The organism is Aurantiacibacter suaedae (genome assembly GCF_005434915.1).
GTDB classification, from domain to species: Bacteria; Pseudomonadota; Alphaproteobacteria; order Sphingomonadales; family Sphingomonadaceae; genus Alteraurantiacibacter; species Alteraurantiacibacter suaedae.
The window spans coordinates 1-19,376 of the sequence record NZ_SKCG01000004.1 but is presented as its reverse complement, the minus strand read 5'-3'; the positions used below and the strand labels follow the sequence as shown (position 1 = coordinate 19,376).

Here is a 19,376-nt window from a genome sequence, read left to right as displayed (position 1 = left end):
ATACCTATAGCCTCTCTCTCAAGCCATTAGAGCATAACGTTCGCCGGGAGAGATTCTGCAATCGCCCGGGCCGCAAGGCCCGGCCAATGGAGAATAGGCATGGCCGGGGTTAAAGTAGGAAACAGGATGATTGGCACCCAGGCACCGGTAACGGTGGGCTGGGAGAACATACCCAAGGTGCAGGGCGGGCCGTGGAAGCTTGCCTTCTTCACGTATTTTCAGCCCGTGAGCCTCATCGCGCTGCTGGCCTTCTGGTATTATGCGCCAAACTCCATTGCCACCGCGCAAACGGCGATCATCATCAGTCTTGCCTTCCGCGCCTTCCTGATTGCGCTGGAATTCATGGCACCGCGTCACCGCAGCTGGATGTTGACCTGGAAAGAGGCGGTGACCGACCTGTTCTATGTGGGGATGGGCTACACCATCGTGCGCATGATGGGCGCCTATCTGGGCGATGACGTCATCATCGAGGCGGTGCAGGGCGCCGCCGACTGGAGCAAGCTGGACTGGTTTGCGGGTATGCCGCTGCTGATCCAGGCGCTGGCGATCTCGCTGCTGTTCGATTTCGGCCAGTACTGGATGCACCGCGGAATGCACAACTGGTATCCGCTGTGGCTGACCCATGCGCCGCACCACTACATCACGCAGCTCAACATCAATAAGGGCGCGGTCGGCAACCCGGTGGAGCTTTTCCTTATCGGCCTTGGTATCGGCGGCTTCTTCGACTTTCTCCCGCGTGCAGCGCTGCTGGCGGGCACCTTTGGCCTGGCCATTGGCACCTATCAGCACATCAACGTGCGCTTCAACACGCCGCGCTGGTGGAGGTTCTTCTTCAACACCACCGAGCACCATAGCGTGCACCACTCGCAGGATTACGAGGCCAGCCGCAGCAATTACGGCGCGACCTGGATCATCTTCGATCGCATGTTCGGCACCTGCATCGATGGCGAAGCCGAGCAGCTGGGCATGGAAGGCGGCCGCCGGATGACGATCAAGGAAGCCATGCACTATCCGTTTAGCGAGGGTTATAATTCCGCCCGGCAGTGGCTCCGCTCGAAGTCGAACAAGCAGGGCAGCAGCGCTGTACCTGCCGAATAAGCTACCCCGCCCCCGGTCCGGTACGCGGGCCGGGGGCACCTTCCCAAGTCATCGCAAGCACGCAGTCACCACCTTGCCCCCTGTCGGGGCAGGACGGTCGGCCTGTGCCTGCTCGCCAAGAGCCGGAGAATGCCACAGTGAACCTGCCTTTTATCGACTGGGCCTGGCGCAGCCGCGGCGAAATCGCGATCGAGCCGCCCTTGACGACCGAAGAGACTTTCGCGCGGCTCCGGCCACTGGTCGACAAGGAAACCACCGAGTGCGACTACGGCGATAACACGTTGACGTACATCAAGGGCAACCCGGCGGCGCAGGATCGGCTGGCGACTTTCTCGCAAGGCACCCTGACCGTCGAACAGCAGGGCGGGCTGACCAAGCTTCTCTATGATGTGAAGAGCAACGCGCTGGCCCTCGTATTGCTGGCTCCGCTGTTTTTCGTGGGGTTCGCGCAGATTGCCGTTGCGATCAACCAGTGGGAAGACCGCAAGGCTGAGGTGGCGAAGGCCGAGGGGGCATCCGAAGAGGAAGCCGACGAGGAGGAGGAACCCGCGCCGCATCACTGGATCGACGAGGCGCTGGGAGCCCCGGCTCCGGAAACGCTGGAGCAGAAGAAGCAGCGCATGGAGGAAGAAGGCGAGCAAAAGAAAGAGAAGCTCCCGACCACGCCTTCCTACGTTCTCGCAGGCCTGTTTCTTGCGCTTTATGTTCTTGGTCGTTTCCTCGAACCCTATCTGTTCAGGCGCACCCTTAAGCGCGCTCTCAATCTGGAGCTGGCCGAGATGAGATCGGTCGCGCCAGAGGCAGCGCAGCCCGGTCGGGCGAGCTGAGCCCAGACCCACACATCGTTTTTCCTATTCCACCAGACCCGGCGCGATCCGCGCCAGCAGGAGCATTGTGAGATGATTACGCTTACCGTTACCGATCGCGAAGGTAAGACCCACGCCGTCAAGACAACGCCTGACGGCACGCTGATGGAGGCGATCCGCGACTATGGCCTCACCGATGGCTTCGCGCTGTGCGGCGGCCATTGTTCGTGCGCCACCTGCCACGTGATCCTCGATGAGGCCGTTCTGTCATTGCTTTCGCCGGTGTCGGACGACGAAGACGGCCTGCTTGACGGCTCGGACCATCGCGAGGCGGGCTCGCGCCTTGCCTGCCAGGTTCCGCTCACGGCCAAGCTCGATCTTGCCGATGTAAAGATCGCCCCGGCCGACTAAGCGGGGCAGCCCAGTCAGTCGATCGTCATGTGGTCGGGTGCGAGCCCGGCCACTTGTCGTTGGTGCATCCCGGCAAAGGCGGCTTCAAGCTGGCGCGCGTATGGCGCCGAGCGGAATAGTGGAGCCTGAGTGCGTCCTGCCGCCAGCTGCTGGCGGATCTGCGCCATGGCTTCGGCGTCGGTCGCCAGTTCCAGCGCTTTCGCCTCGTATTCGGCGGCGTCGCTGGTGGCGAGATCAGGCACACCCGCCGCAGTCACCAGGCTGGCGGCGACGCGCGAGAGGAACTGCCGTCCGGCCATCGTTAGTACGGGAAGCCCTGCCCAAAGCGCGTCGGAGGCGCTGGTGTGGGCGTTGACCGCGAAGCTGTCGAGAAACAGGTCGGCGTGGGTCAGGCGGCCGAGATGTTCGTTGTGTGGCAGATCGGGTGCGAAAACGATCCGGGCCGGATCGATCCCGCGCTCTGCCGCTTCGCGGGCAAGGTTGCCCTCGGCCCACTGGTTCGAGCGCAGCAGCCACAGGACCGATCCCTCGATCTCGCCCAGAAGACGCATCCAGATATCGAACTCTTGCGGTCCGATCTTGTAGGTGTGGTTGAACGAGCAGAACACGAAGCCTTGCTCGGGCAGTCCGTGGTCGGCGCGGCTACGGATGTCGGCGATGATCGCGCGCTGGTCGTCGTTGGGCTGGTAGCAGTTCGGCAAACGCACCAGCTTCTCGGTGAAATACTGTTCGTAGCCCGCGGGCGTGGTGACGGGATCGGCGATCAGATAGTCCATCGCCGGATGGCCGAGCGATCCGGGGTAGCCCAGATAGTTGACCTGCACCGGGGCGAGCCGGTGGCCAAACATCCCTGAACGGGTGAAGCGGGTATAACCCTTGAGGTCGACCGCGATGTCGAGCTCATCGGCGCGGGCTTTCTCGGCCACCTGCGCATCGGAAAGGTTGCCGATCTCGGTGAAGCTATCGCACTGGGCGCGGGCGTGGGCGCGCATGGCATCGCCTTCGCGCGGCGGGCCGTAGCTGTAGGCATGGATGGCGAAGCGGCTGCGGTCGTGCTCGCGAAGCAGCCCCGCCATCAGGTACATGGTGGCGTGATCGTGGAAGTCGGCGGAGAAATAGCCGATGCGGATGCGGCCATCGCTCGATGGGGCAGGGGTGGGCGCAGTGGCCGTCACTACCGGGAACACCTTGGCCGCGTGAGCCTTGGCATGGGCGAGCTGGCGCGCTGGATCGTCGGCAAAGGGAAAGGCGGCGAAGGGTTGCAGCGAGCCTAGCTGCGAAGGTGGCAGATGGTCGAATTCGCCGCGGCCGTGCCAGTCGCAGATGTGCGCTTCCTGGAACAGCGCGTGAAGGTGAGCCTCGGCGTTCAGCGGTTCGTGCCGCAGCACCGTGCGGAAGCTGCTGATGGCATCGGGCAGCGCGCCGGTCGACACCTGCGCCTTGCCCCGGTTGAGCAGCACCTTCGTATCGTCCGGTTGCAAGGCCAGCGCGCGGTCGTAGGCGGCGACAGCTTCGTCGGGCTGGTGCAGCGCCTGTAGCTCGGCACCCATGTTATTGTGCGTGTCGGCGTGGTCGGGACGGACGCGGGCGGCCTCGCGGAATTGGGCAAGCGCCTCCTCGTGGCGCTTCTGCGCGGCGAGCAGGTTGCCGAAATTGTAGTGCGCATCGGCGTGATCGGGCGCCATTGCGAGGCATTCGTTGTAAGCCGCTTCAGCCTGTTCGTCGTGCCCGCGTTCCTGCAACACGTGCGCGAGGTTGTAGCGCGCGTCGATATAGGCCGGATTGATCGCCACGGCTTCGCGATAGAGTTGCTCGGCTGCCTCTTTCTCGCCCATGCGCGACAGCGTGATGCCCAGGTTGTTGGTGCAGGCCGCGTCACCGGGGGCGAGGTCGCGGGCGCACTGGAACGCATCGCGTGCTGCGGCAAGGTCGCCCAGTTGCAGCAGCGCCGCGCCGCGCAGGTTGTGAATGGCGTGCTTGCCCGGATGGGTGCGGCACAGCGCCTCGCCGATCCGCGCCGCATCGGCCATCTCACCCGCCTTGTAGGCAGCCACCATCTTGTCGAGCGCAAGCTGCGCATCGTTGCCGGTGTCGAGCTGGTCAAGCGCGAGGCGCAGCCGCTTGTTGCGCGGATAGCGGGCCAGCGCCTCTTCATAGAGGGTGCGCGCCGTGTCGGCATCCCCGCGCTTCAGTGCGCCGTTCGCCTTGATGAGCGTGCTTTCTAGTCCTGCCATGCGCGCCTGGTCCTTCCGCAGTATGTCACGCATCGGCGCTAACCATTCATGGTTGAGGAGCGGGAAGAGCAGGCTAGGTGATTCTCCTTATAATAAGGATCTCCGCCATCTTCTCTTCCGTCTTGTCCGGCGAACCTCTAGGCGGAATACGAAAGAAACGAGAAGAGGACCGCCTGTGAGCGAGAAGCCCCGAGACCGCGATCTGGTCGACCACAAGTTCTACCATGCCGATGCCGAGGCGGACTTTGCCGAAAGCGCGCCTGACGATACACCGCAAACGCGCCACCCCAGCTACAAGCTGGCCTTCCGCGACACCGAGTTTCTTCTGCGCGAGGAACTGCGCCCGGTGCGCTTCCAGCTTGAACTGCTCAAGCCTGAGATGGTGCTGGAAGAGGCACGGGTTGGCTCGACGCTGGTGATGTACGGCTCTGCCCGCATCCCGGCGCCTGAGCAGATCGACGATGTGATGGCGCGCGCGAAGACGCCCGAACAGAAGAAAATCGCCGAGAAGCTGGCGGAAAAGTCGCGCTATTATGTGGAAGCGCACAAGCTGGCGAAGCTGGTCAGCGAGAAAAGCATCATCGAGGACGGCCTGCGCCAATTCGTGATCTGCTCGGGCGGCGGGCCGTCGATCATGGAAGCGGCCAACCGTGGCGCGAGCGAGGCCGGGGCCGAGAGCGTCGGGCTGAACATCGTGCTGCCGCATGAGCAAGCGCCCAATCCTTACGTGACGCCTTATCTGTCGCTCAACTTCCACTACTTCGCCTTGCGCAAGATGCACTTCCTGATCCGCGCGCGCGCCGTGGCGGTGTTCCCCGGCGGCTTCGGCACCTGCGACGAGCTGTTCGAGCTGCTGACCCTGATCCAGACGGGCAAGATGAAGCCGATCCCCGTGCTGTTGTTCGGCAAGAATTTCTGGGACCGGGTGATCAACTTCGAGGCGCTGGTAGAGGAAGGCACGATCAACGCCGCCGATCTAGACCTGTTTCAGCGGGTGGAGACAGCCGAGCAGGCCTGGAAGCACATCGCCCAGTTTTACGAGCTGGACGGCTAGCCTAACCGCACCGCCTGATGCCCCATCGGCCCTGCGCCGCCGCCATAGCCGGGCGCGGCGTGAAGCGCCTCGCGCACGAACTGGCGTGCGTTGGCGATCGCGTCCTCCAGTGGAATTCCGCGCGCAAGGTGGGTGGCGATAGCGCTGGATAAGGTGCAGCCGGTGCCGTGGGTGTGCCGGGTGACGATGCGCGCCTCGCTCCACAGCTTGTCGGGCTGGCCGGGGCGCACGAGCCGGTCTTCCACCATCGGGCCGTCGGCATCGCCGCCCTTGGCAAGGAACGCGATCCCCTTGTCCGTCAGCGTCGCCGCACCGCCGAGCGCTTCGAGTTCGGGCACGTTGGGTGTCGTCAGCGTGGCTAGCTCCATTAGCCACTCGAACACGTCAATCGTCGCTTCATCAGCCAGCACCGAGCCGCTGGTTGCGACCATCACCGGATCGAACACGATCGGGCAGGGCAGGTCTTCCAGCCGGTCGGCCACGACTTCGGCGATGTCGGCGCTGCCGAGCATGCCGATCTTCACGGCCTCGACCCCGATATCCTCCATGCAGGCGTCGATCTGCGCCGCCACGAAGTCGGGCGTCAGCGTCTCCACCTCGCTTACCCCGCGGGTGTTCTGCGCGGTGACGGCGGTGATCGCGGTCATCGCATAGCCGCCGAGCATGGTGATGGTCTTGATGTCGGCCTGAATGCCAGCGCCGCCGGAACTGTCCGACCCGGCTATGACGAGGACGCGGGGTGGGCGCGCGCTCATTTGGGCTTGTGGTGCCGGGTGGTGGAAGCGGGATATTGCATCAGCATCTCGCCAGTGCGCGTGGGGCGCGGCAACAGCTCGCCGCCGCAATTCGGGCACAGATTGGCATGGGCCAGCGCGCACTCCTCGCAAAAGGTGCACTCGAAACTGCAGATGTGCGCACCGAGGCTGTTGGGGTGGAGATCGACCCCGCAGGCTTCGCAATCCGGGCGCATTTCGAGCATTATGCTGCCGCCTTCACTGCGTCGCAGATGCGGTCCACCACCGCCTCGACTTGCGCCCCGTCGTCGCCCTCGGCCATGACACGCACCAGGGGTTCGGTGCCCGACTTGCGGATCACCAGACGCCCCTTGCCCGACAATTCGCGTTCGGCCTCGGAAATCACCGCCTGCACGCTGTCCGCTGCCAGCGGGTCGCCGCCATCATAGCGCACGTTCTTGAGCAGCTGCGGCACCGGATCGAACAGGTGGAGCAATTCGCTCGCAGGCTTGCCGCTTTGCACCAGCGCTGCCAGCACTTGCAGCGCAGCCACGGTGCCATCGCCGGTGGTGGCATGGTCGAGCAGGATCATATGGCCGGACTGTTCGCCGCCGACGTTGTAACCGCCCGCCTTCATCGCTTCGAGCACATAGCGGTCGCCTACCTTGGCGCGCACCAGCGACAGCCCGCGCGCATCGAGAAAGCGTTCGAGCCCGAGGTTGCTCATCACCGTGGCGACCACGCCGCCGCCCTTGAGCTGACCCTGCTCGGCCAGGCGCGAGCCGATCAGCGCCATGATCTGGTCGCCATCGACCGCCTCACCTTGCTCGTCGATCACGATCAGCCGGTCGGCATCGCCATCGAGCGCAATGCCAAGGTCGGCCCCTTCAGCAACCACGCGCGCCTTCACCGCATCGAGCGAGGTCGAGCCGACGCCGTCGTTGATGTTCAGGCCATCGGGTTCGACTCCCATCGCGATGACCGTCGCGCCCAGCTCCCAGATCGCGGTGGGCGCGACCTGATAGGCCGCGCCGTGCGCACAATCGACCACGATCTTCAGCCCGTCGAGCCGCACATCGTTAGGCAGCGACTGCTTGACCGCGTGGATATAGCGCCCGCGCGCATCCTCGATCCGGCGGGCGCGGCCGATGTCGGCGCCTTCGGCCAGGGTCTGCTCTTCGCCCAGCAGCTTTTCTATCTGCGCTTCGTCTTCGTCGGAAAGCTTGAAGCCATCGGGGCCGAACAGCTTTATGCCGTTGTCGCCGAAGGGATTGTGGCTGGCCGAAATCATCACGCCAAGGTCGGCGCGCATCTCGCGGGCGAGCAGGGCCACGGCGGGGGTGGGCAGCGGCCCGGTCATGATAACGTCCATGCCCACGCTGGTGAAGCCGGCCACGAGCGCGTTTTCCATCATGTAGCCCGACAGGCGCGTGTCCTTGCCGATCACCACCCTGTGACGGTGATCGCCGCGCAAGAAGTGCTGCCCTGCCGCCATGCCGACCTTCATCGCCAGCGATGCAGTTAGCGTCTTGCCGTTGGCGCGGCCACGAATGCCGTCGGTTCCGAAGTAGGTGCGTCCCATTGAATTTCCCGAACTTGCCGAAATGCGCGTGGTGGGCCTGCTTTGCCGCTTGAAATCAGGCTTGTCACGCCCGAGATGGCTCATTGTCTTGCTTATGCAACCCGACAGCGGTTCACGCGTTGGGATATCAGTTACGACCCGAGAGACAGGAAGGACCCTCACATGGCATTCACCCTTATCGATCTGCCCTACGACAGTGAAGCGCTCGCCCCCGCGATCAGCGCCGAGACGCTGGGCTATCACCACGGCAAGCACCACAAGGCCTATATCGACAAGACCAATGCCGCGATCGAAGGCGACGAGCTTGACGGCAAGCCGCTTGAAGATGTTATCGTGGCGGCGCGCGGTTCGAACCAGGGCCTGTTCAACAATGCAGCGCAGAGCTGGAACCACGGGTTCTACTGGCACTCGCTCGCGCCTTCGACCAGCGGCCCTTCGGGCGATCTCGCTGGCAAGATCGACGAAGCCTTCGGTTCGCTCGACGAGTTGAAGACCAAGCTGAAGGATCGCGGTGCCGGCCACTTCGCCAGCGGCTGGGTGTGGCTCGCCGAGAAGGGCGGCAAGCTCTCGATCGAAGAAACCCACGATGGCGATACGCTGGCTGACAGCGGCTTCAACCCGCTTCTGACCATCGACGTGTGGGAGCACGCCTATTACCTCGACCACCAGAACGCCCGCCCGAGCTATCTCTCGGCGGTGGTCGACGATCACCTCAACTGGGATTTCGCCGCCGACAACCTGGCGCGCGGTTCGGCCTGGACCTATCCGGCCTGATCCTAGCTAGAACATAGCTTCGCGAAGACCCGCTCCGGCATCCGCCGGGGCGGGTCTTTTCGTATTAGGATTTCAGTCTTCGTTTTGCAGGTCGAGCACGTTGGCCGCAAAGAGAGGTTCGCCGAACAGGAAGCCGATGAAGTTGGGCCGGCCGAGGTGATCGACAAGCGCCGTGAGCGTCAGCAGAATCGGCACGGACAGAAGTGCACCGGCCACGCCCCAGATCCACCCGAAATAGGTCAGCGCAAGCAGGATCAGCACCGGGTTCATTGTAAAACGCGCGCCGAGCACTGCCGGGGTCACGATATTGGCCTCGACCGTGTGGAGCCCGAGATAGGCAGCGGCGGGGATAAGGCCGACCAGAAAGTGGTCCGCCGAACCGATACCGAACAGCGAGAGCAGGCCGATCATCGCCAGCGGGCCTACATAAGGCACGAAGTTGAGCAAGGCGGCAAGACCACCCCACATCAACGGCGCTTCCAGGCCCATGAGCCATGCCCCAAGCGTTACCACCACGCCGACGCCCGTATTGATGAGACCGACGGTGAGGATGTAGGCTGCGACCCGATCCTGCACCTCGCGCATGGCGCGCGCGGCCTTGAGGCTGGCACCGACCTGCTGGCGATCCAGCAGCAAGCGGCGGCGCAGTCGGATGCGCGCCTCGATCATGAAAAAGGCCATCATGAAGGTGAGCAGTACCTCAAGCAGCACGGTCGGCGTGGCAAAGGCCAGTTGTTCCAGGAAACTGGGCGTTGCGAGCACCACCTCGCGCACTTCCTCTCCCTCGTCGAAACCGCCGATTTGCTGATTGAGGTCGGCTATCCAGCTAAAGGTCACACGCAGGTCTGCAAAGTGCTTCTGCACCTGTGCGACCATCGCGGGCACATCGTCGAACAGCGATATGGCCGGTTGCAAAACAACCGTAAGCGCAACCGCGAGAACGCCGAAAAAGGCCAGCAGCGCGAGCAGCGAAGCAAGGAAGTTGGGCACCCCCCAGCTCGACAGTTTGTCGGCCAGGGGGGAAAGGATGATCGTGAGGATCAAGGCCGAAACCAGCGGCAGGAACACCACAGAACCGATCGACAGAACAAACGGCAGGGCGAAGAATAGCCCCACCGCCATCAGAAACACCAGCGCCGAAATAAGGCGCAGCTCCTGAGCTGCGAAGCTCAGTTGCTGACCCGGCAACGGTTCGGGATCGGTCTCGGCCCTGGGGCCGCTTGGCTCGACGCTCACCCGTCTCTCGTCATCGGGTCGGTTCGGCGATGCCCATGCCCGCGGCAACGCGCCCGAGCTCGTCGAGAATGGCGCGATGAGCAGATGGGTCGTCGGTAGACCGGTCTGGGATGTCACCACTTTCAAGCATGGCAGAAAGCGCAGACCGCGCACGGCCCACCCGGCTCTTGATGGTGCCTACGGCGCAGCCGCAGATTTCGGCCGCTTCCTCATAAGAAAAACCGCCCGCGCCAACCAGCAGCAACGCCTCACGCCTTTCGGCGGGAAGCGTGAGCAACGCGCGGTGCATGTCCGAAAGGTGCATTGGCTCTTCTTGCCCGGCTGGAGCAGTCAGCGTGCGTTCGGCCACGCCTTCGTCGTACTCGCCGCGGAAGCGATTGCGCCGCATGTCGGTGAGATAGGCGTTGCGCAAAATCACGAAGGTCCAGGCACGCATGGAGGTACCCGGTTCGAACCGCTCCTGCGCGGCCCAAGCCTTCATCAGCGCTTCCTGCACCAGATCGTCGGCCATGTCCGGCCTGCCGCACAGTCCGCGAGCAAAGGCGCGCAGGTGCGGGATGACTTCGGTCAGTTCGCGTTTGAAATCGTTGCGATCGGTATCGCTACGCGCGCCCCTAGGCGGCGTCCCCCTCTCAGATGCGCTCATTTGCGTGCGCTGCTTTCCCCTTGAGCGCCGCCTTCGAGCTTCGCCAGAAGGTCGCGAAAGGTATCGGGCAAGGGTTCATCCACGACGGAGTCATAGAGTTGTTTGAGCCCATTGGCCCATTCTGGTTCTTCCATCGTTTTGTCCTTGCCTGGCTGGCCTTTCGTCATCGCTGGTCCGCACTTTTCCGTTTGTAGGTATGCGCCCGTTGCTGATCGGGCAATTGAATTGGCTTTGTTGGAACGAAACGGCTTTCGTCTGGTTCCCCGAAATGATCATGGATGAAACGCGACCGGTGAAATTGCCTGTAGGGCTGATCCGGCTATGGGCAGTTGTAGGATGGCACGATTGTTTTTTGCAGGTGCATCCGCGACGGTGAAGGGCGCTTGGTGAAGTACCAACAGCAGGTTAGACGCAAGGGCGCGAAGCGGTGGCTTGTCCAGTTCCCGCGCGCCCTGCCGGTCGGCATTTTCCTGCTTATTACAGCCATCGCCGTGGTCAGCGCTTTTGCTATCGAGCGCGGCGAAGCACAGCGAGCCGAAACGCAGCTGAGCGCACGGACTGATGCCATTGCTTCCGCGCTTGAGCGACGCGCCAACGCATCGAGCGCTTACCTGCGCGCGGGTGCCGCCCTGCTATCCACGCTTGGCGACATCCCGGAGGGCGAATTCCGCCGTTTTGTATCCGAACTGCGGCTCGATTCCGATTTTCGCGGCAACGACGGCATCGGCTGGGCCGAGGTGGTGCGGCCGGGCGAGGAAGAGGCATTCGACGCCCTGATGGAGCGCGACTACGGGGAGCCGCATCCGCTACATCCGCGCCCCGACGGCAGCCAACCCTTTGCCGTTCCTGTCACTTACCTTCATCCGCAAAACGAACGGGCACGCCGGGCGCTCGGGTTCGACATGTATTCCGAGCCCATCCGCCGTTCGGCCATGATCGAGGCTGCCGTCTCGGCCACGCCCACTGCAAGCGATGCCGTGGTTCTGCAACAAGATGCAGGCGAAGATGTGCCTGGCTTCCTGATCTACATGCCCGTTTATGCTCCAGCCCCGGGTGGGCGGGCACTGAAGGGCTATATCTACAGCCCGTTCAATGCCGACCAGTTTCTGATTGCGGCGCTTGAGCTGGAAGAGGCGGGCCAGTTCGGTGTGCAGCTGTTCGATGGCGACCGGACAAACCCTGGCACGCTGATGGCGAGCACGATCGCGCAAGAGGCACCCGGCGCGCGTCTCAGCCGCCGCGAAGTTACGATTGCCAACAACACCTGGCTGCTGGTGGTGAGCCGCAGCGACGGGGGGCTGCTTTCCGGCTTGGCCCTGGCAACGCTGATTTTTGGCTTGCTGGTGGCGAGCCTGCTGGCCGTCGTGGTGCGATTGCTTACGCAGCAGGCGGAGGAAGATGAAGCGACGCTTGCCTGGTATGGCGAGCAGGCTTCGATCCGCAATTCGCTCACGCGGGAGCTGAACCACCGGGTCAAGAACACGCTCGCCAATGTCCTCTCGATCATCTCGCTCACCCGGCGCCGCAGCGAGGATCTCGACAGCTTTGCCGATTCGCTCACCGGGCGTATTCGCGCGCTTTCGGCGACGCACGATCTCCTCACCCAGTCAGATTGGGGCTCCACCCCCGTTGGCGCGGTGATCGAAGCCGAGCTGCTGCCCTATGCCACCAGCGGCGATCACACGCTGATTATCAAAGGCGAGGCGGTGAACCTTGCGCCTAACGAGGCGCTGTCGCTGGGGCTCGCAGTGCATGAGCTGGCTACGAACGCTGCCAAATATGGGGCACTGAGCGTGCCCGACGGCAACCTGCGGGTGACGTGGGAGCTTGTGAGCGAAGAGTTGGTGCGTATCGAGTGGCTGGAACGCGGCGGTCCTCCGGTGAGGCAGGACCGTGGGCGCGGGTTCGGCACCGATCTGATCCAGCGCATCGTCGCTCACGAGTTGAGTAATCCAGTGGACCTTTCTTTCGAGCCCGAGGGCGTACGCTGCGTGCTTTGCGTGCCCATCCGGCGGCCCCGCGAATTTGCCCTGCGCGCGGGAGTGCTGACCAGAAAAGGCAGGCGCGGGCGCAAGGGCCGCATCGCATCGCGGGTAGAAGCGCAAGGGGAATAAACGGCAGGCGGCAAGCCTTCGTTTGCCATTTACGCGCTATATACAAGCATATATAGCGCGTAACGACATGCCCCGTTTTCCGCCAGTTCTTGCGATTATTTTGCTGTTGGGCAGCGTGCTGCTGGCCGCTTGCGGGAGTGAGCGCGAAGGGAGCGATGGTCCCCCGGTGGTTCTCGCTGCGGCAAGTATGCAGGAAGCGCTAGAAGCGGCTGCCGACGGCTGGGCGGCCCAAGGCCACGCGCGGCCGCTGCTATCATTTTCCTCGAGCGCGGTTGTCGCCCGTCAGGCGGCAGAGGGTGCGCCTGCCGATCTGGTCGTGACTGCGGATCAGCAGTGGATGGACTGGATGGAGCAGCAGCATCTGCTGCGGCCCGGAACCCGGCGCACTATCGCGGGCAACACTCTGGTGCTGGTGGCACCCGGCGAGCCGGGCGAGGGCAGGTCCGATGTGCGCGCCGTGCTGTCCGGCTTTTCCGGCCACCTCGCCCTTGCCGAGCCGGAAACGGTGCCAGCGGGGCGCTATGCCATGGCAGCGCTCACCCGGATGGGGCTGGCGGAGGATCTCGCCACCCGTATTGTTCCGGCCGAGAATGTGCGCGCCGCGCTGGCTTTGGTCGAGCGGGGCGAGGTCGATCTCGGAATCGTCTACGCCACCGATGCACTCGCTTCGGACAAGGTTACCGTGCTGGCGTCGTTCAATCCCGAACTCCATGCGCCGATCCGCTATCCGCTGGCGGTGCTCGCAGAATCGGCCCAACCAGAGGCCGAGGCCTTTGCCGACTACCTCGAGTCTTCCGCTGGGCAGGCAATACTTGCCCGCCACGGCTTCTCCCCAAGCCGATGAGCGGGGTGTTATCGGCAGCCGAATGGGCGGTGATCGGCCTCTCGCTCAAGGTGAGCCTGGTAGCGGTGCTGGCGAGCTTGCCGCTGGCCTATGCACTGGCCTGGCTGATCGCGCGGCGGCGGTTTCCGGGGCGGATGCTGCTCGATGCCGCCGTCCACTTGCCGCTGGTGCTGCCGCCGGTGGTAACCGGGTGGCTGTTGCTGTTAGCCTTCGGGCGCAATGGGCCGATTGGCCACTGGCTTCAACAGGCCTTCGGTGTGTCGCTGGTGTTCACCTGGCTTGGTGCGGCGCTGGCGGCGGCGGTGATGGCACTGCCGCTGATGGTGCGCGCGATGCGGCTTTCGATCGAGGCGGTGGACCGCAAGCTTGTCGAGGCGGCGCGAACGCTTGGTGCCTCACCGTTGCGAGCCTTTGCCACGATCACCTTGCCGCTTAGCCTGCCGGGGATCGCGGCGGGCGCGATGTTGGGCTTCGCACGCTCGCTGGGCGAATTCGGCGCGACCATCACCTTTGCCGCCAATATCGAGGGGCAGACCCGCACCCTGCCGCTGGCGATCTACACGGGCTTGCAAGTCCCCGGCAGCGAGGGCGCGGTGGCGCGGCTGGCGATCATGGCTATCGTGCTGTCGCTGGGAGCGCTGATGGTCTCGGAATGGCTGGTGCGCCGCTCGGGTGGGAGCCGCGCCCATGTCCTTTGAGGTGCGGTTGGGTTTGCAACTGGGTGAGGCGGAGGTGTTTGCCGAGTTCTCGTCCGATGCCCGGCTCACCGCGCTGGTCGGGCCATCGGGTGCGGGAAAGACCAGCGTACTCAACGCGATCGCCGGGCTGCTTCATCCGCGCGAGGGGCGGGTGGTGGCGGCAGGGCAAGTGCTGTTCGACAGCGCGCAGCGGATCGACCTCGCGCCTGAGGCGCGCCGCGCGGGCTATGTGTTTCAAGACGGTCGGCTGTTCCCGCATATGAGCGTGCGTGCGAACCTTGCCTATGGCGAGCGGCTGGCTCCTGCGTCCGAGCGCTGGATCACACGCGATGAGGTCGCAGGGTTGCTCGACATCGGCGACCTGCTTGACCGGCGGACCGCGAACCTGTCGGGTGGCGAAGTCCGCCGCGTCGCCATCGCCCGCGCCTTGCTGGCTGCCCCGCGCTTCCTTTTGCTTGATGAGCCAACCGCCTCGCTCGACGCCGCGCGCGCCGAGGCGCTGCTCGGCCTGATCGAGCGCATTCGCGATGCGATGGACGTTCCGATCCTGCTCGTCAGCCACAGCCGCGCCGAGGTGGAGCGGCTTGCCGGGCAGGTGGTCGAGATGGCCTAAACGGTGCCCCTCCCGCGCGGGGAGAGGCACCGATTGGATCAGGCAAACAGGCTCGTATCAATCGGCAGGCTGCGCACGCGCTTGCCGGTGAGGGCGAACAGCGCGTTGGTCAGCGCCGGGATCACCGGCGGCAGGGCCGGTTCGCCAAGCCCGGTCGGCGAATTGTCCGACTTCACCCATTCGACGTGGATCTGCGGCGTCATCGGCATACGCGGCAGCGGGTAGTTGTGGAAGTTCGACTGCTTGACCGCGCCGCCCTCGATCTCGACTGCGAGCTGCAAGGCCTGGCCGATGCCGTCGATAATCGCGCCTTCGACCTGGTTAAGCGCACCGAACGGGTTGATGATCTGGTTGCCGACATCGCCCGCACACCAGACATTGTGGACCTGCACCTTGTTGCTGTCCGACAGCGAGACCTCGACCACCTCGGCGAAATAGCCTTGGTGGCTCCAATAGTAGCCGAAGCCCAAGGCGTGGCCACCGGTCACCGGCTTGCCCCAATCGGCCATCTCGGTGGCCTTGCGGGTCACCGCGCGCAGGCGACCGGGGTTGAAGCCGGGGGTCGGGCCGGTGAAGCCCATGGTGGTCGGCTCGGGCTCGGCGCCCTCGACAATCTCCATCAGCAGCGTCGGCAGATCCTTGCCCGTCTCGTGGGCTACTTCATCGAGGAAGCTCTGCGTCACGAAAGCCAGCGCGTTGCTGTTGGGCGCGCGCAGGGCACCCATCGGGATCGCCGTGCGCAGCATGTCCTGCTCCAGCAGCAGATTGTCCATCAGCTTGGCAGGGAAGGTATCGGGCGCCATCAGCGCCGGATTGAACGGGCTTTCGCCCAGATCGAAGGTGACGAAGTGGTCTTTGAGGCCCGTCATCTTGCCCTCGGAATCGACCGAGGCGGTCAGGCGGTGCCAGCCGGCCGGGCGATAGAAGTCGGTCTTGACGTCGTCCTCACGGCTCCAGATCAGCTGCACCGGCGTGCCGGGCATTTCCTTGGCGATGGCCGCGACCTGCACCATGTAGTCGTTATTCAGACGCCGGCCAAAGCCGCCACCCATGCGGGTGATGTGCACGATCACCTTTTCCGGCGGCACGCCGAGATATTCGGCCACAGAGGCAAGCCCGCCCTGCGGGGTTTGCGAGGGGGCCCACATCTCCATCACGCCATCGTCACGCATCAGCGCGGTGCAGTTCATCGGCTCCATCGGCACGTGGGCGAGGAACGGGTAAGAGTAGTCGGCGGTCACGACCTTGGCTGCCGAGGCGAGCGCCCCCGCCATGTCGCCGCGTTCGCCGAACACTTCGGCCGCCTGCCCGCCGTCCATCAGTTCCTTGGCCTTCGCGGCATAGCCTGCGGTCGAGTGGCTGGCCCATTCGCCGTTGTCCCATTCAGGCTTCAATGCGCTGCGGGCGCGGTTGGCGAGCCACCAGTTCGAAGCGATCACGGCCACCCCGTCAACCAGCTCTTCGGGGTTGCCGTTGCCGCGCACGATGAAGGCGTCGATCACGCCGGGCTGCGCCTTGGCGGCTTCCACATCTGCGGTCTTGAGCGTAGCGCCGAACACGGGCGAGCGCTCATAAGCGGCATAGACCATGCCCGGCAGCTGCGTATCGACACCGAAGATCGGCTCGCCGCGCACGATCTTGGGGCTGTCGATCCCGCCGATGGCGCGGCCGATAATGCGGAAATCGGCCTGATCCTTCAGCGTCAGGCTTTCGGGATCGGGCACCGGCATGGTGGCGGCAAGGCTCGCCAGCTCGCCATAGGTTGCCGAACGGCCCGAGGCTTTCTCCACCACCTTGCCCGGTTCGGTGCCGAGCGAAGCGACGGGAACGCCCCACTTCTGCGCGGCTGCAGCGATGAGCATCGCGCGGGCGGTCGCGCCGGTCTGGCGCATCGGCATCCAGTTCATCGGGGTCGAGAACGAGCCGCCTGCGAGCTGCGGGCCGTATTTGGCCATGTTGGTCTCGGCCATCTCGATCTTGACCTGATCCCAGTCGGCATCGAGTTCTTCGGCCACGATCATCGGCAGCGAGGTCTTGATGCCTTGGCCGATCTCGGGGTTCTTGCCGATGATGGTGATGGTGTTATCGGGCGCGATGGTGACAAAGGCGGTCAGCTCCGCCGGTGCGCCAGCCTCGGCGCTCACGGCGCGGGCGACCATCGGCATGGTAGCGCTCAGCGCGAAGCCGCCGCCGGCAAGCGCCGATACTTTGAGCAGGCTGCGCCGCGAAAGGGTGGTTGCCTCAGACATTGGCCGTTTCCTCATTGCGCGACACCTGAGCGATGGCGGTCTTGATCCGTTTGTAGCAGGCACAGCGGCAGATGTTGCCCTGCATGGCTGCGTCGATCTCGTCGTCCGAGGGGGTGGCGTTGCTGTTGAGCAAGGCGGTGGCGCTCATCAGCTGACCGGCCTGGCAATAGCCGCACTGCATCACGTCTTCATCGAGCCATGCCTGTTGCAGCGCCTGCCCGACTTCTGACTGTGCGAGATGCTCGACGGTGGAGACCTTCTTGTCGCCGATGGCCGAGAGCGGCAGTGAGCACGAGCGCACGGCCTGCCCGTCGAGGTGGACGGTGCAGGCACCGCACATGCCGATGCCGCAGCCGAACTTGGTGCCGACCATTCCGAGTTCCTGGCGCAGGGCCCAGAGCAGGGGCATGTCGCCCGGCGCGTCGATCTCGCGCGTTTCGTTATTGATGGTGACCGTGATGGCCATGTTGCTAGTCTCCCGCTAAGCCGTCCGCCCGGGGCTGGGCACACTGTTTCCGTATCAGCCTACCGGAAGAGCATCAGTAAGCCAACGGGCAGACTAAAACCTTTTGTCTTGGACGCCCTAGCGGGGCAGTGCCTTTATCTAGGTCGTGAACTCATAAATTGAGCCGGATTCTCGGGCGAGCGCCAAGTCTTTGCTACCGTGGCTGGTGTCGCCGTTCTGACCGCTTGCGCGCCTGCTCTTCGTGCCATGAGGGCCGGGCATAGCCCGTAAGCCATCGCCACGCTTGAAAGGCGCCGATAAGCAAGCGCAGGACTCCTGCGATTCCAAAACCCCAATAGTAGCCTGGGCTTCCCGGTGGAATATCAACGACCATGCTTACGATGCCGAGCAGCAGGAGCGGTGAGAGAAAGAGCAACTTTTGCGCGAATGCGAATGTGGGAATGTAGCTGTGCCGCTCCCAAGCGCGGTCGACCCACTCGCGCAATGCTTTGAAAGGATTCACCATCATCTCCCGCTTTCCGATAGCAGCACGGCCGGAATTTTGCCATCGCTGCGTCTGCGAGATTGTACTTTCATCCTGCTTCGATCTCTGATTCAGCATCGGCATGAGCCGATATGATCTGACCGAATTCGAGTGGCGCGTGATAGAGCCACTGCTGCCCAACAAGCCCAGAGGCGTGCCGCGTGTCGATGATCGCCGCGTGCTGAACGGCATATTCTGGGTGCTGCGTTCTGGTGCGCCGTGGCGCGACCTGCCGGAACGCTATGGTCCACGCACCACCTGCTACAATCGCTTCGTTCGTTGGCGTAAAGCTGGTGTGTGGGATCGAATGATGTACGCCATCACCGCCGCGCATGATGGCGACATCCAGATGATCGACAGTACTTCCATCCGGGCGCACCAACAGGCTGCGACGGCAAAAAGGGGGATCGAGATCATTGTCTCGGTCGCTCCCGAGGTGGGCTCACGACCAAAATCCACGCGGTCGTCGATGCGCAAGGTCTCCCGATCCGGCTGAGCCTGACCGCTGCTCAAGCCCATGACGGCCAAACCGCTGACGATCTGCTCGATCATGTCGGCGCTGGAACAATCGTATTGGCGGACAAGGCCTACGATGCTGATCGCACCCGGGCGTCTCTCCGCGAGAAAGGGGCGTTCGCCAATATCCCGCCCAAGGCCAATCGTCGGTCAAAGCCATACTTCAGCACTTGGCTCTACCGGGAGCGGAACCTCATCGAGCGCTTCTTCTCCAAACTCAAGCACTTCCGCCGGGTTGCCACCCGCTACGACAAGCTGGCCGAGAACTTCCTCGCCATGGTCCAGCTCGCCTCAATGCGACTGTGGCTGCGCGCTTATGAGTCTACGGCCTAGTTAGAGCCACCGAGCCCCTTAGAGCCAGCGAGCCCCTGTCTGGCCCTCTAGTCCCGCAATCCGAAGCATTCGATAAAGGGCGCCTCCCATCACGCGCCGTTTTTCAAAGCTCGCTACCGGACCGACACTCGGACCGCGCCAAGCCACATTATCTGTGTCCTTAGCTCGATTCGGGCCGGGTTCGATTCGGATTTGCAGCGCAATTCGCGGCCTTCTGGCGGATCGCGCGGCTATCCAGTTGGCGCGAAACCGTCACATTTCCCTGATAATCCGAGAGTTTCATAAAAGTCTCAATTTCGCTGTTGACCGAATCCGGAGTGGGGCCTAGATGGGCTCCACCGACGCGGTGCAGCGGACTTCCGCCACTGAGTTGGTCGCCAAATTTGACGGATAGCCGGCTCCCCCGGTGAAAATCGGGGAACCGATCGCTGTCCGCTTTTGAGTT

General features: G+C 63.8%; 21 protein-coding genes. 10 read left to right on the top strand and 11 right to left on the bottom strand.

Annotation, left to right across the window (positions count from 1 at the left end; all coding sequences use genetic code 11):
• Nucleotides 1-99 precede the first annotated feature (99 nt).
• The 3 genes from E0473_RS14095 (at nucleotide 100) to E0473_RS14085 (ending at nucleotide 2,315) form a co-directional block, all read left to right on the top strand.
• Complete coding sequence (locus tag E0473_RS14095; protein WP_137681563.1) at nucleotides 100-1,098, top strand: sterol desaturase family protein; 999 nt, start codon at nucleotides 100-102, stop codon at nucleotides 1,096-1,098.
• 137 nt (nucleotides 1,099-1,235) lie between these two features.
• On the top strand, nucleotides 1,236-1,925 hold the full coding sequence (locus E0473_RS14090) for a hypothetical protein (RefSeq protein ID WP_137681562.1): 690 nt from the start codon (nucleotides 1,236-1,238) through the stop codon (nucleotides 1,923-1,925).
• A 72-nt stretch (nucleotides 1,926-1,997) separates the two neighbouring features.
• Nucleotides 1,998-2,315, top strand: coding sequence for a 2Fe-2S iron-sulfur cluster-binding protein (locus E0473_RS14085; RefSeq protein WP_137681561.1), 318 nt, complete (start codon nucleotides 1,998-2,000; stop codon nucleotides 2,313-2,315).
• A 14-nt stretch (nucleotides 2,316-2,329) separates the two neighbouring features.
• Here E0473_RS14085 and E0473_RS14080 read toward each other — a convergent pair whose 3' ends face one another.
• Nucleotides 2,330-4,549: an O-linked N-acetylglucosamine transferase, SPINDLY family protein gene (locus tag E0473_RS14080; RefSeq protein ID WP_161981621.1), complete on the bottom strand. Its 2,220-nt coding sequence runs from the start codon at nucleotides 4,547-4,549 to the stop codon at nucleotides 2,330-2,332.
• A gap of 175 nt (nucleotides 4,550-4,724) precedes the next feature.
• Here E0473_RS14080 and E0473_RS14075 point away from each other — a divergent pair, with 175 nt between their 5' ends.
• A complete protein-coding gene (locus tag E0473_RS14075; RefSeq protein WP_137681559.1) occupies nucleotides 4,725-5,603 on the top strand; it encodes an LOG family protein in 879 nt (292 codons plus the stop codon).
• Here the strand turns inward: E0473_RS14075 and thiD are convergent.
• From thiD to glmM, 3 genes are read right to left on the bottom strand one after another with little or no spacing between them, the layout of a single operon-like run.
• Complete coding sequence (gene thiD / locus E0473_RS14070; protein ID WP_137681558.1) at nucleotides 5,600-6,358, bottom strand: bifunctional hydroxymethylpyrimidine kinase/phosphomethylpyrimidine kinase; 759 nt, start codon at nucleotides 6,356-6,358, stop codon at nucleotides 5,600-5,602. The two genes, E0473_RS14075 and thiD, sit on opposite strands and share 4 nt — an antisense overlap.
• On the bottom strand, nucleotides 6,355-6,582 hold the full coding sequence (locus E0473_RS14065) for a DUF1272 domain-containing protein (protein WP_137681557.1): 228 nt from the start codon (nucleotides 6,580-6,582) through the stop codon (nucleotides 6,355-6,357). Before E0473_RS14065 ends, thiD begins: the two co-directional genes overlap by 4 nt.
• Nucleotides 6,582-7,919 (bottom strand): phosphoglucosamine mutase, encoded by a 1,338-nt coding sequence (glmM, locus tag E0473_RS14060; protein ID WP_137681556.1) that lies wholly within the window; start codon nucleotides 7,917-7,919, stop codon nucleotides 6,582-6,584. Before glmM ends, E0473_RS14065 begins: the two co-directional genes overlap by 1 nt.
• Before the next feature lie 162 nt (nucleotides 7,920-8,081).
• On the opposite strand from glmM, the gene E0473_RS14055 reads away from it, so the two are divergent.
• Complete coding sequence (locus E0473_RS14055; RefSeq protein ID WP_137681555.1) at nucleotides 8,082-8,693, top strand: superoxide dismutase; 612 nt, start codon at nucleotides 8,082-8,084, stop codon at nucleotides 8,691-8,693.
• Nucleotides 8,694-8,765: 72 nt separating this feature from the next.
• On the opposite strand, the gene E0473_RS14050 is transcribed toward E0473_RS14055, so the two are convergent.
• From E0473_RS14050 to E0473_RS15435, 3 genes are read right to left on the bottom strand one after another with little or no spacing between them, the layout of a single operon-like run.
• On the bottom strand, nucleotides 8,766-9,929 hold the full coding sequence (locus E0473_RS14050; protein WP_241657535.1) for an AI-2E family transporter: 1,164 nt from the start codon (nucleotides 9,927-9,929) through the stop codon (nucleotides 8,766-8,768).
• 10 nt (nucleotides 9,930-9,939) lie between these two features.
• Nucleotides 9,940-10,575 carry a sigma-70 family RNA polymerase sigma factor gene (locus E0473_RS14045; RefSeq protein WP_137681554.1) on the bottom strand — a complete coding sequence of 212 codons (636 nt, stop codon included), beginning with the start codon at nucleotides 10,573-10,575 and terminating at the stop codon, nucleotides 9,940-9,942.
• Nucleotides 10,572-10,709, bottom strand: coding sequence for a NepR family anti-sigma factor (locus E0473_RS15435; RefSeq protein WP_241657534.1), 138 nt, complete (start codon nucleotides 10,707-10,709; stop codon nucleotides 10,572-10,574). The genes E0473_RS14045 and E0473_RS15435 overlap by 4 nt, the downstream gene beginning before the upstream one ends.
• 252 nt (nucleotides 10,710-10,961) lie before the next feature.
• Here E0473_RS15435 and E0473_RS14040 point away from each other — a divergent pair, with 252 nt between their 5' ends.
• The 4 genes from E0473_RS14040 (at nucleotide 10,962) to E0473_RS14025 (ending at nucleotide 14,844) form a co-directional block, all read left to right on the top strand.
• The gene (locus tag E0473_RS14040; protein WP_241657533.1) at nucleotides 10,962-12,689 is read left to right on the top strand and encodes a CHASE domain-containing protein; all 1,728 of its coding nucleotides are present in this window, start codon (nucleotides 10,962-10,964) and stop codon (nucleotides 12,687-12,689) included.
• A 100-nt stretch (nucleotides 12,690-12,789) separates the two neighbouring features.
• On the top strand, nucleotides 12,790-13,533 hold the full coding sequence (gene modA / locus E0473_RS14035; protein WP_241657532.1) for a molybdate ABC transporter substrate-binding protein: 744 nt from the start codon (nucleotides 12,790-12,792) through the stop codon (nucleotides 13,531-13,533).
• Nucleotides 13,530-14,231 (top strand): molybdate ABC transporter permease subunit, encoded by a 702-nt coding sequence (gene modB, locus E0473_RS14030; protein WP_137681552.1) that lies wholly within the window; start codon nucleotides 13,530-13,532, stop codon nucleotides 14,229-14,231. Before modA ends, modB begins: the two co-directional genes overlap by 4 nt.
• The gene (locus E0473_RS14025) at nucleotides 14,221-14,844 is read left to right on the top strand and encodes an ATP-binding cassette domain-containing protein (RefSeq protein ID WP_137681551.1); all 624 of its coding nucleotides are present in this window, start codon (nucleotides 14,221-14,223) and stop codon (nucleotides 14,842-14,844) included. Before modB ends, E0473_RS14025 begins: the two co-directional genes overlap by 11 nt.
• A 38-nt stretch (nucleotides 14,845-14,882) precedes the next feature.
• Here the strand turns inward: E0473_RS14025 and E0473_RS14020 are convergent, their stop codons facing one another.
• The 3 genes from E0473_RS14020 to E0473_RS14010 all read right to left on the bottom strand — a co-directional run bounded on the left by E0473_RS14020 (nucleotide 14,883) and on the right by E0473_RS14010 (nucleotide 18,166).
• Nucleotides 14,883-17,093, bottom strand: a complete 2,211-nt coding sequence (locus E0473_RS14020; protein WP_137681550.1) for a xanthine dehydrogenase family protein molybdopterin-binding subunit — start codon at nucleotides 17,091-17,093, stop codon at nucleotides 14,883-14,885.
• Nucleotides 17,086-17,559 (bottom strand): (2Fe-2S)-binding protein, encoded by a 474-nt coding sequence (locus E0473_RS14015; RefSeq protein ID WP_137681549.1) that lies wholly within the window; start codon nucleotides 17,557-17,559, stop codon nucleotides 17,086-17,088. Before E0473_RS14015 ends, E0473_RS14020 begins: the two co-directional genes overlap by 8 nt.
• Nucleotides 17,560-17,752: 193 nt before the next feature.
• Nucleotides 17,753-18,166: a hypothetical protein gene (locus E0473_RS14010; protein WP_137681548.1), complete on the bottom strand. Its 414-nt coding sequence runs from the start codon at nucleotides 18,164-18,166 to the stop codon at nucleotides 17,753-17,755.
• Between E0473_RS14010 and E0473_RS14005 the strand changes: the two genes are divergently transcribed.
• Nucleotides 18,165-18,931, top strand: a protein-coding gene (locus tag E0473_RS14005) for an IS5 family transposase (protein ID WP_137681547.1) whose coding sequence is annotated in 2 segments (ribosomal slippage) — nucleotides 18,165-18,477 and nucleotides 18,477-18,931 — 768 coding nt in all. Because the reading frame shifts where the segments join, the coding sequence is not laid out codon by codon here. The genes E0473_RS14010 and E0473_RS14005 overlap by 2 nt on opposite strands.
• Nucleotides 18,932-19,091: 160 nt before the next feature.
• Here the strand turns inward: E0473_RS14005 and E0473_RS15550 are convergent.
• A partial coding sequence (locus E0473_RS15550; RefSeq protein WP_206663452.1) for a hypothetical protein occupies nucleotides 19,092-19,376 on the bottom strand: 285 nt, incomplete at its 5' end.